Below are 12,203 nucleotides of genomic sequence, written 5' to 3'. Positions count from 1 at the left end.
GGTATCGCGCCCCGGAACGGATTTGACCATGGGGTGCAATTGCGCAACTCGACATCCACCGCCCTGTCCGCCGAAGTGAGGCTCAGAACACAGGAAGCCCCAATGCTCGCAGCAGGCGAACGCGACCGGTTATGCCCGGTCGCGGATATTGTAATAGCTCATCGTCAGCACGCCCCAGACAAACAAGCCTGCCAGCAGAACAAGGAAGGAGTTCAGTAGCCGGGCAGGATACTGAGCCATTTCCGACAGAGTCGGATTGACGAAGACCGCCAAATAGCGCTGCTTCCCATTGGCGTCCATTCGGGCCGATTCCATGCCGGCCAGGGCTGCCGTATAGGTCCGCTCGCCGAATTCCCGTTCGGTCTCGAGCTGTTCGTAGATCTGCAGCCGACCAGCCACATCCTGGCCGGCCTGCGGGCTATTGCCGGTGGCCGCCTGCTGCTCGCCCGTCGCCCCGCCGCTGCCAAGCCGCTGGCGTTCAAAATCGATCTGCTTCTCAATACTGCCGATCCGCGCTTTCAAGACGCGGATGCGTGGCGTGTCTTCACCCATCTGGGCCCGCGCCGTCGACAGGTCGGCATTGAGCGAAGCCAGCTGTTGCTCCAGCCCACCGACCAGCTGGGTCGCCAGCTTTGCCCCTTCGATGGGATCGACTTCCTGCGACACGTCACGGAACTCGCGCAGGGCGATACGCGCATCGGCCAGGCGTTTTTCCGCCAGCAGAATTTCCGAGCGAGCTGTTTTCAGGACCTCCTCACGGGCCTTCATCGACAGGTCGTTGATCAGGGCTTCACAGCGCGCCAGAACGAAATTGGTAATTTCCTGTGACTGCGACGGATCGAAGGATTTGATTTCCAGCTGCATGATGCCCGAACTCATGTCGAAGTTGATCGAGGCCATGCTGCGCCAATAGTCAAGCTTGTCCTCGATCGGCAGATCCTTGCCAATGCCGTAGAAGAAGTCTGCACCGCGTGGCTTGAAGAGTTCCTCGAGATTGAAATGCTGGTCAAGCTCGGCAACCATGCGCTCGCTCATGACATAGTCCATGAGAATATAGGAATCGGATGCCGTGCTGCCTCCCGAGGATTGCGTAAACATGCCTAAGATATCCGAGGCAGCGCCAGCCGAATCAATACTCCTGACCGAAAATGACGAAGAACTATGATACTGGTCGGCAGCCACGAACAACATGTAACTCGTCCCGACGATGGCCGGAACAACAACCAGTCCCAGGAACGAGGCGACAATCACCATATGGCGCAGTTTCAAGCGCGCTATCAGCGTCTTCTTTTTCTTCGGAGAAGCGACTCGCACTTTGCCAGGAGCGTCCAGGAGATTTTCCAGAACCCTAACATTCGGATGATTCTCCTGCTGGGCACGTCTTTCCTTATTCTGCCTTGCGGCCGCAAGCGCCGCCTGTCTGACGGAACGAGCGGCAGCGGTTTCAGAAATATCCCTCACGTTGTCCATCAGTTTTCCTTCATATTCCTATTGTGGGCGCGAATAGCATCTTCGACATCATCAAAATAAGACAATTTGCCTTTTTCCAGTACGATGCCGCAAGTGCAATATTCTCTGATCGTGCCCGTGCTATGCGAGACCATGACAACGTCGGAGTTCTGCAACTTAGTCTCGAACACCTGCCTGCACTTTTTCTTGAAATTCACATCGCCGACGGCCGTCACTTCATCAACGAGGTAATAGTCAAACTCTACCCCCATGCTGACGCCGAAGGCAAGGCGTGCCTTCATGCCCGAAGAGTAGCTTCCGACCGGCGCCCGAAAGAACGCCCCCAGTTCCGCGAAATCCTCGACGTAGGCGATGAGAGCCTCGCTGTCGACACCATAGATCCGGGCAACGAAGCGAACGCTCTGCTCTCCCGTCATATTGGGCTGAAAGCTGCCGGCAAAGCCGAGCGGCCAGGATGTTTTTCCCCGCTTGACGATACGGCCGCTGTCCAGTCGGATGGTCCCCGCCAGCAAACGAAGCATCGTCGATTTGCCGGCACCATTCCGGCCGAGCAAACCAATGCTTTTGCCTCGCTGAATCGTCAGAGAGACATGGTCAAGAATAGGCTTCCGCACATTTTTGGCGTAAACGATCTTGGTTGCATCTTCCAGTTTGATCATTCGTTTCTCAAAACTCTTGCCGATCGAGTAAATATCAACATTCCCGCGAACAGCGTACATATAATAAAACTATACATGTATTGCGTGTTCAGTGCATCGCCACGATATTCGGGATAGAAGCCGGTTCGAAATAGAATTACGACATGTATGAGGGGGTTAAATAATAAGAATTCACGAAACGGGTGAGGAATATTATCTGGCAGAAAGAAAACCCCTGACATAAGCATAAGCGGTTTTGTGACAATACCGTATATCTTTTCATAAAGCGCAAAGCGCGCAAAAAGAACCGCATTTCCCATGCCAACGCCCACAGCAAGAAGACTTGCGGCCATTGCCGCCTCTATAATCACCAGCCAGTCAAGAACCGGGGTGGTATGCAATGTCAAAAGGATCGCGCCGAGGATGATAAAGGCAACGACCGACATTGTCCCTAGCTGCAGAATGAAGCGCGCCGTAACCGTATCGACAGGCGCCACGTTTGGATAGTTGAGCAGAGCTTTGTTGCCCTTCACAGCACTGCTGAGATAGTTCACTGTCGAACTGTAGAAATTAAAGGCGATATAACCGGTGGCAAAAAACAGCGGAAAGCTGGTTCCAAGCGCCGGCACGCGGGCTATGACCTGAAACAGCAATGTCAGCAGGGCGACATGAGCCGCCGGATCGAGCAGTGCCCAGATGTAGCCACCAGGCTTGCTGCCGAACTTGGTCGACATCTCGCGAATCAACAAAGCCGATACGATCCGTGCATGCGTCTGCAAATACATATGTCAACGCCCAGTGGTTGCCGCCGAATCCAAAACGGCCTACGCTTACCCTTAGCTCGCAGCCTTGCGATACGAAAGCCACCCTATTCATATCATTATGGCGAACGTTGGGTCAGCCCCCGCGCGCGGTCTACCCAAAATGTATTGCCGATGCAAAGCCTCTTCTTGGGATAAGCAGCTTTGGTCTTTCCAGCACAACTCGCAGTCAATAGGAATTGACGCCCAAACTTTGCTTCTCTAAGTGACTATCTATCGAAGTTATGGGGCGTCGGGCGAAATGCCGCGACGGCTCGTGCCCTAAAGCTCGGAAATTGCGTTTGGATAGATGAGTGTAGAAATCATTGGGCGGGCTTGTGTCGCGCCAGGGGCGAATTCGCCTGAAGAACTGTTCGAGCTGTTGCGTGCCGGTACCTGCACGGTTTCCACTGTGCCTGGAGACCGGTGGGATCTTGCGCGTTTCTGGCATCCGGAAATGGGCGTTCCCGGCAAGTATTACACCTACGCGGCCGGCATCCTGGACGACATTTACGGTTTCGACCCGGTGCTGTTCGGCATTTCGCGGCGCGAAGCCATGTTCATGGATCCGCAGCAACGGCTGCTGCTTGAACTGACATGGCGCGCCCTCGAGGACGCCAACATTCCGGTCAGCAGTCTGCATGGCGAAAATGTTGCTGTCTATGTCGGCGCCTCCAGCCTCGATCACGGCAACCTTTCCGTCGAGGATCCGGCAGCTCCCGGCCCGCATTTCATGACCGGCAATACGCTTTCGGTCGTCGCCAACCGCATTTCCCACGTCTTCGGATTGAACGGTCCAAGCTTGACCGTAGACACCGCCTGTTCCTCGTCTCTGGTGGCGCTCGACCATGCCGTGCGTGCGCTCAATGCCGGAGAAGTCGATACCGCCATCGTCGGCGGCGTGAACATTCTCGTCCATCCCCTGCCTTTCGTCGGCTTTGCCCAGGCCCGCATGCTGTCCATGGATGGCCTGTGCAAGGCCTATGACAATGACGGCATCGGCTATGTGCGCGCCGAAGGCGCTGCCATTCTCGTCTTGCGCCGCAGCGACCGCGTCGCCGCCGAGGGCGACCGCAGCCACGCGACGATCGTGGCCAGTGGCACCAACGCTGCCGGCCGCACCAACGGCATTTCGCTTCCATCGCGCGAGGCGCAGGCGGCCCTGCTGACCTCCGTTTATATCGGCAACGATATCGATCCCGACCAGATCGCCTTTATCGAAGGTCATGGAACAGGAACCAAGGTCGGCGACCCCGCCGAAGTCTGGTCGCTCGGCACCGTCATCGGTTCGAGACGCAAGGCGCCGATTCCGATCGGCTCGATCAAGTCGAATATCGGCCACGCCGAACCGGCATCCGGCCTTCTCGGCGTGATGAAGGCGATGATGGCGCTGGAAAACGATTATCTTCCGGCATCCCTGCATTTCCACACGCCCAATGATTCGATCGATTTCGAAGGCTTGAACGTGCATGTCGCCAACGAGGCGATCGAGCTCGAAAAAAGCACCAAGCCCCGTCTGGCCGGCATCAACTCCTTCGGCTTCGGCGGCGCGAACGCCCATGTCGTCATTGCCGATCCGAAGACAAAGCCATCGAAAACCGCTGCAAAGAAGGGTGCAACAGCGCCGCTGTTCATGGCAAGCGCCCATACCGCGGAAAGCCTGGCCTTGTTGCTGAAGGGCTATTCCGAGCGCTTCGCGGCAGCAGCCGATCGCAACGAAGCAGCCGCTGTCATTTCGGCGGCCGGCAGCAGCCGAACCGCGTTACGCCACCGTTTTGTGGCCAAGGGCAGCACCGAGGAGATCATTGCCGCCGTTGACGCGCATCTGACGTCTCCCGGCTCGGGCCGTGGCGAAGTCGGCGAATCGATTTCGCGCGACCCGAAGGTTGCTCTGGTCTTCTCGGGCAACGGCTCGCAGTGGGCCGGCATGGGCATAGACGCCTTCGCCTCGAATGCCGATTTCCGCACCTGTTTTCTAAAGATCGCCGCTCTTTTCAAGAGCCATTCCGACATCGATCTGACGGACGCCCTGTCCGACCCGGCGCTGGACGAAAAGCTGTCCGACACGATGCTTGCCCAGCCGCTGCTGTTTGCGGTCCAGGCGGCCCTGTCGGATGCACTCGTCGCCATGGGTCTCAACGTAACGGCAACCTACGGTCATTCCGTCGGCGAAGTGGCCGCGGCTTATGCCGCCGGCGCGCTCAGCATGGAAGATGCCGTGTCGGTCATTGCCAAGCGCTCGCTGCACCAGGCCGTGCTGGCCGGCGAGGGCACGATGGCGGCCGTGAAGCTGGGCGAGGATGCAGCACTCGAACTCATCCGCGCCCTCGAACTCGACGACCTTTTCGTCGCTGCCGTCAACGCGCCAAACTCGGTGACCATTTCGGGTCCCTATGCCCAGATCAAGTCGCTCCGCGAAAAGGCCCGCAAGCGTAAGGTCGCGGTACAGCTCCTGGATATCAACTATCCCTTCCATCACCCGCTGATCGACAAGGCAAAGGCCGCATTCTTCGACGACGCCCCGAAGATCTCGCCGCGCAATTCGAAAATCTCGTTCATCTCCACCGTCACGGGCACGTCCCTCGACGGCGAGGCGCTGACGCCGGAATACTGGTGGCAGAATGTTCGCCAGCCGGTGAAATTCCTGCATGCCACGGAAGCCGCGATCGCTCTCGGCTGCAATGTGTTTCTGGAAGTCTCGCCGCGCCCCATCCTGTCGAGCTATGTCAGCGATATCGCCCAGCAGGTGTCCGCTTCGGTCAATGTGGTGCCGACGCTGCAGCGCGAGGAAAGCACAGAGGGCCAGGATCCTGTGTCCCAGTCCATGGCGCGAGCCGTGGCCTTCGGCGCGGCTGTCGACGAAAAGCAGGTGTTTGGCAAGCGCGACGCCTTCGTTTCCCTGCCGATACTGCCGTTCGACAAGACCGATCTGCATCCCGAATCGACCAGTGATCGCGCCGATATCTACGGCCGGACAAATCAACAGGGATACACGCTCGTCGGCTGGCGGGTGGACCCAAACGGCACGACCTGGAAGAACCATGTCGATGCCTATCTCTTCCCCGATCTGGCCGAACATGTGGTCGATGACCGCGCCATCCTGCCTGGCAGCGGCTTCATCGAGATCGCTCTCTCGGCCGCACGCCTGCACTTTTCAAGCGATCGCATCGAGATTTCCAATCTCGAAATCGTGCGCCCGCTGGAATTGAGCCAGAACCGACTTTTCGAACTGTCGACCGTCATTTCCACGGAAACAGGCGATCTGCAGATCAGGTCGCGCGAACGGCTGAGCGAAGACGACTGGGCCGTTCATGCGGTCGCCCGTATCCGCAAGCTGACAGCCTCCGAGCACAGCGAACCCGTTGATTTCGCGCTTGATCCCATCACCGCTGTGGTCGACGCAACCAAGGCCTATCGCACCGCCGCCAATTTCGGCCTCGACTACGGCCCGCGGTTCCAGCTGATGGATAAGGCAACGTGCCACGGTGATCGCCTGGTCGCCGTCGAGCTTCGCAAGCCCGCCGATGCCGGCCATCCGCTGCTGCACTACAACCTCAATCCGCTGTCGGTCGATGCCGTGTTCCACGGCCTGGTCGCATTGTTCGACCGCTTCAGCGGCGAGCACGGCGGCGCACCCTATATTCCGGTGCGCTTCGGGCGCATTCGCGTCGAGGCCGTCGGCAAGACCATCCGCAAGGCCATGGTCGAAATCGAACGCATCAGCTCGGCCTCGATCAAGGCCAACTTCTATCTGCTCGATGACAACGGCGAACCCATTGCAACGCTTGCCGATTGCCGCTTCAAGAGAACCTATCTGAAGCAGCACAAGTCGCTCGATGCCCTATCCTTCCATTACGAGAAGGTGCCTTCGCTGCTGGCCAAACCCGACGCCGCTCTGGCCGGGTCGGAAATTCGGCGCACGGCGCCGTTCTTCACGCCGAGCGACGACGGGCAGCTCGACAACGAGACGTTCCTGTTCAACGCAGCGGTGTTCCGCGCCATCCACGACATCGCGGTCAAGCTTGGCAAGGGCAACTATGCACTTCGCATCGACGCTTTGCCGCAGGATCCCGAATTCCGTCACTTCCTGGTCAACGGGCTGCATCTGCTGGCCGATGCCGGCTTTGCTACCTATGCCGACGGCGAATGGACATTCGAAAAGGATTGTCCCTTGCCGGCCGTTTCGGAAGTGCTGGGCGAGCTCTATTCCGGCAGTCCCGATCGCACGGTCGAAATCGTTCTCATCAACGATGTCTACCGGGAAGTCCTCGACAGGCTCGACGCCGGTGAGCGGACAGCAGACGAGGATCGTGAAGACGCCCGCGCACCATCCTTCATCAGCGAGGCGACGCTCGATCATTTCGCGATCCATTCCAATATCGCCAAGAACCGCATGCGGCTTCTGCTGGCCGCCCTGCGCAATTGCCTGCTGCAGAACGACGGCGCAGAGCGCCCGCTGCGCATCCTTGAGCTTGGAAGCACCTCGCCGCATTTCAGCCGCGAGCTTGCCGACCTTGCCGCCACCCATGCGGCAAGCCTGACGATCTACGAGCCGGATGCCGGTGCACGCCGCAATCTCGAGATTGCGTTCGAAACCGACGCCAACGTGCAGATTATCGACCGCAAGCAGCTCGACGCCTTGCAGCCGATCGACATCGTCCTGAGCGCATCGGACGATCTGCACGACATTCTCGATACTGACCTTGCCAATCATTTTGTCAGCGGCCGGCTGGCCCAGGTGGAATTGTTCCTGGCCGCCCAGTCGGCACCCGGCGTGGCCAATGATTTCGCCTTCGGCCTTTCCAAGGACTGGTTCTCCCGTAGCCTGTCCTCCGAATTCCCGATCGGCCGTCTGCTGACCGCGGCGGAATGGCAGAAGAAGCTTGAAGGAATGGGCTTCAATCCCGCCGAGATCGCACCGCGCGATCTTCCGGGCGGCAGCCTGATCCTGATGGAAGCGCTCGGCCGGCAGTCCTCTGCCCCGGCAGAACTGCCCGCTGCAACCGAAGACACCGCACCGGGCGGCTCGTGCCTTGTGATGCACGACGGTCGGCTTGGAACCGCCCGCCTGCTGTCTGCGGCCCTCTCGCTTGGGCGTAATGATATCGTCCCGGTGTTGACCACCGGTGATCTGGAAGCCGACAAGAGGTCGCTCCTCGACGCGATCGACGAGAATGCCGGCAAGCTGCGCGGCGTGATCTGCCTGTCGCCGCTTAGCTCCGCCACAGCCGAGGATTCTTCAGCGGTCCTTCAGGACCGTGTATTGGCGCTGAGTGCTCTTGCTGCGGCATGTTCCGAATATCAGGGCAGGCCCGGTGCCGCCAAGGCGCAGATTCGTCTGGTCGTCGTCGCCCCCGGCGGCGCGCCCGTGAAGGAGAACGGATCGGCCGGCGTCACTAGCGCCGTCAATGCCGGCCTCTGGGCTTTCGCACGCGTGCTCCGCAACGAATACGAGATCTTCGATCTTCGCTCGATCGACACGAATTCCGAGGCCGATACGCCCGAACGCTTGCTCGACGTCGCCTTCAAGGCGCTGGAGCTGAACGGCCCGAACCGCGAATGGCTTCTGGACGAGAAGACCGGTGCCTTGTCAGAGCTTCGCATCGTTCCGGGCGCCAGCGTCCAGGCTGCCCGCACGACCCGTGAGTTCGAGGCTGCCGTGATCCGCCAGCAGGTACCGTCGCAGGTCACGAGCATCCGTTGGGAAAATTGCGCCACACCACGGATCGGACCGGCGGATGTCCTCGTCAAGGTTGCCGCAACCGGCTTGAATTTCCGCGATGTGATGTGGGCCATGGGCATGCTGCCCGAGGAAGCCCTTGAAGACGGTTTTGCTGGCGCCTCGATCGGCATGGAATTCTCCGGCGAAGTGGTTTCTGTCGGCAGCGATATCACCGACCTTGTGCCGGGCGACAATGTCATGGCCATTGCGGCCTCGGCATTCTCGACCCATGTCAGCGTCAATCGTGCCGGCGTCGCCAAGCTTCCCGCCGGGATCGATCCGGTCTCGGCAGCCACCATTCCGGTGGTCTTCCTGACTGCCTACTACGCGATCAACGAGCTTGGCCGCATGCGCCCGAACGAGACCATCCTGATCCATGGTGCCGCCGGCGGCGTCGGTCTGGCGGCTCTTCAGGTAGCAAAACATGTAGGCGCCACGGTGATTGCCACCGCCGGCACGGAGGAAAAGCGGCGCTTTCTCGAAACCCTGGGCGCCGACCATGTCTTCGATTCCCGTTCGCTGGGCTTCGTGCAGGATGTTCTGGACGTCACCGATGGCCAGGGTGTCGATCTGGTCCTGAATTCCCTGTTCGGCGAAGCCATGGAACAGAGCCTCTCGCTGGTGAAGCCGTTCGGCCGCTTCCTCGAGCTCGGCAAACGTGACTATTACGCCGACAGCAAGATCGGCCTGCGGCCCTTCCGCCGCAATGTCAGCTACTTCGGCATCGATGCGGACCAGCTCCTGGTCCTGCATCCGGACTTGTCGCGGCGCATGCTGACCGAAATCGGCGCCCTGTTCGAGCAGGGCATATTCTCGCCCCTGCCGTTCCGCGCCTTCGAGTTCGACGAGATCGGCGATGCCTTCCGGCTGATGCAGAATGCCGGCCATATCGGCAAGATCGTCGTTCTTCCTCCGGTATCCGGTCGCGACCGAATCGCCACCCGGCCGATCCGCAGCATGACGGTCGATCCGAAGGGCATGCATCTCGTGGTCGGCGGCATCGGCGGCTTCGGACTCATGGCGGCCGAATGGCTCGTCGAAAAGGGCGCTAGGCATATCGCCCTCTGCTCGCGCCGCGGCACGCCCGATGACGATACGACGGCGGCAATCGCCCGCTGGACGCAATTGGGCGTCAAGACCGAGCTGCATGCCTGCGACGTGACCAGGGAAAGCGATGTCGCGGCCATGCTGAAGGCCTTGCGTGCCAAGGCGCCGCTGAAGACGGTCATCCACGCCGCGATGGTGCTGGACGATGCCTTCATCGCCAACCTCACCAAGGATCGCAACCGTCCCGTCATCGACGTGAAAGCCAAGGGCGGCGCCATTCTCGACAGGCTGACGCGCACCGACAGCCTCGACAACTTCATCCTGTTCTCCTCGGTAACGACGCTTGTCGGCAATCCCGGACAGGCAAACTACGTGGCGGCCAATGGCTATCTCGAAGGCCTGGCCCGGGCGCGGCGCGGCGAGAACCTTCCGGCTCTGGCCGTCGGATTCGGCGCCATCGCCGATGCCGGCTATCTGGCGCGCAACGCCGAGGTCAACCAGCGGCTTGGCCGACGGATCGGCAAGACGGCCCTTGATGCCCGCGACGCCCTGTCAGCCGTCGAGCAGTATATCGGCTCGGCGCCCGATACGGTCGACGCAGCAGTGGTGATGATCTCGGAATTCGACTGGGCAGCGGCGCATGCCCTGTCCGTGGTCAACGAGGCCCTTTTCGAGGTGGTCATGCGCCGGGCATCCCAGCATTCGGCCGGAATGGAGAGCGGCGAAATCGATCTGCCATCGATGATCGAGGGCAAATCGCAGCTCGAAGCACAGGAAGCTCTGTTCAACGTCATCGCCAGCGAGATCGCCAACACCCTGCGGGTGCCCAAGGAGAACATCTCGCTCGACAGCGTTCTGAAGGAGATCGGCCTCGACAGTCTGATGGCGGTTGAACTTGGGCTGAACTTCGAACAGAATACGGGCTTTGACATGCCTCTCAGCAGTTTGGCCGATAACGCAACGGTTGGCGACGTGACGCGGAGACTGTATGAGAAGGTCAGTGCGAGAAGCAGATCGACCGATGGCGAAGAAGAAGCCTCGACCGATGTGCAGATCATCGACGACCTGAGCCGCCGTCACGCCGGTCAAGGGTAATGGATACCCGTTGCGTGACCCGATATCGCATTGGAGTACGCAGCCTATGAACGAGAACAAGCGGCAGGATCTTCTGAACCGGATGCGCGGCCTGCAGAAGGACGTCGAGCGCGGCCGCGTCGTGCGCAGCGAACAGGCTGCGACGCAACTGCCCGTTCGGACCCAGCCGGCCTTTACCGACCTGGCCGAATACAAGCAGGTCGCCATGCAGCAGTTTGCCAGCCAGCAGCTCGGCATGGAGAACCCGTTCTACAGGGCCCATGAGTCGGCAAGCGGCGCGACAGCGCAGATCGGCGGACTGAGCTTCGACAACTTCGCTTCCTACGACTATCTCGGGCTTAACCAGGATCCTCGCGTCATCGAGCGGGCCAACCGCGCATTGGCCGATTTCGGCGTGTCGGCTTCGGCAAGCCGCGTGGTCGCCGGCGAGCGCACCATTCATGGCGAGCTCGAAACCTCGCTTGCCGACATCTACCAGACGGAAGCCGCCGTCTGTTTCGTCAGCGGCTACCTGACCAACGTTGCAGCAATTGGCTGTCTCATGGGGCCGAAGGACCTGGTGATCCATGACGAGTTCATCCACAACAGCGCCCTGACGGGCATCAAGCTGTCCGGCGCCAACCGGCGCTTCTTCAAACATAATGATTGCGCCGATCTGGAACGCATCCTGCATTCGCTGGCCGGCGATTACGAGCGCATCCTCGTGATCAGCGAAGGCATCTATTCGATGGACGGCGACATTGCCGATCTGCCAGGGCTGCTGCGCCTGAAAAAGCAGTTCAATTTCTGGCTGATGATGGACGAGGCCCATTCCTTGGGCGTGCTGGGCGACACCGGCCGCGGCATTTTCGAGCATTACGATGTTGCCTCCAGCGAAGTCGACATCTGGATGGGTACACTGTCCAAGACCACCTGCAGCTGCGGCGGCTACATTGCTGGCAGCAAGGCGCTGATCACGCTGTTGAAGGCGCAGGCCGGCGGCTTCGTCTACAGCGTCGGCCTTGCCCCGGCGCTTGCGGCGGCGGCAATTGCCAGCCTTGATATCCTGCGCGAAGAACCGCGCCGCACCCACGCCCTGCGCCGCAACAGCCAGTCCTTCCTGGAGCATGCCAGGGAGCGTGGCCTGGATACGGGTCTGAGCGAGGGCTATTCGGTCGTGCCGGTCCTGGTTGCGGACTCGCTGCGTTCCGTGCAGCTTTCCAACGAGCTCTTCGCCGCCGGCGTCAATGTTCTGCCGATCATCTATCCGGCCGTGCCCGAAGGGCTGGCGCGCTTGCGGTTCTTCATCACCAGCGCCCATACCGAAGAGCAGATCAAGCGGACCGTCGACCTGACCGCAGAAATCCTCGGACGACTGAAGGAACAGAACTTCGGCATCGGCTCCATGGACGTAAAGCAGGTCATGGCCCAGCTTGCCAAGCTCTAGGGCGC

Annotated in this window: 5 protein-coding genes; 2 read left to right on the top strand and 3 right to left on the bottom strand. The window is 60.1% G+C overall.

Translation table 11 applies throughout. The annotated features are described in order from the left end of the window. Positions 1–129: 129 nt before the first annotated feature. Genes HFC70_RS10865 through HFC70_RS10855 form a run of 3 tightly spaced genes read right to left on the bottom strand, consistent with a single transcriptional unit; the run spans position 130 to position 2,893 of the window. Positions 130–1,470, bottom strand: a complete 1,341-nt coding sequence (locus HFC70_RS10865) for an RkpR, polysaccharide export protein (RefSeq protein WP_168473262.1) — start codon at positions 1,468–1,470, stop codon at positions 130–132. Continuing rightward, entirely contained in the window at positions 1,470–2,129 is a 660-nt protein-coding gene (locus tag HFC70_RS10860; protein ID WP_168473261.1) for an ABC transporter ATP-binding protein, read from the bottom strand. Before HFC70_RS10860 ends, HFC70_RS10865 begins: the two co-directional genes overlap by 1 nt. Beyond that, positions 2,126–2,893, bottom strand: a complete 768-nt coding sequence (locus tag HFC70_RS10855; RefSeq protein WP_168473260.1) for an ABC transporter permease — start codon at positions 2,891–2,893, stop codon at positions 2,126–2,128. Before HFC70_RS10855 ends, HFC70_RS10860 begins: the two co-directional genes overlap by 4 nt. Before the next feature lie 325 nt (positions 2,894–3,218). Between HFC70_RS10855 and HFC70_RS10850 the strand changes: the two genes are divergently transcribed. Both HFC70_RS10850 and HFC70_RS10845 read left to right on the top strand, forming a co-directional pair. Next, the gene (locus HFC70_RS10850) at positions 3,219–10,772 is read left to right on the top strand and encodes a type I polyketide synthase (RefSeq protein ID WP_168473259.1); all 7,554 of its coding nucleotides are present in this window, start codon (positions 3,219–3,221) and stop codon (positions 10,770–10,772) included. Positions 10,773–10,818: 46 nt separating this feature from the next. Further along, entirely contained in the window at positions 10,819–12,198 is a 1,380-nt protein-coding gene (locus tag HFC70_RS10845) for an aminotransferase class I/II-fold pyridoxal phosphate-dependent enzyme (protein ID WP_168473258.1), read from the top strand. The last annotated feature ends 5 nt before the right edge of the window (positions 12,199–12,203 follow it).

The organism is Agrobacterium sp. a22-2 (genome assembly GCF_012276985.1).
Lineage (GTDB): Bacteria > Pseudomonadota > Alphaproteobacteria > Rhizobiales > Rhizobiaceae > Allorhizobium.
This window is presented reverse-complemented; position numbering and strand designations above follow the sequence as displayed.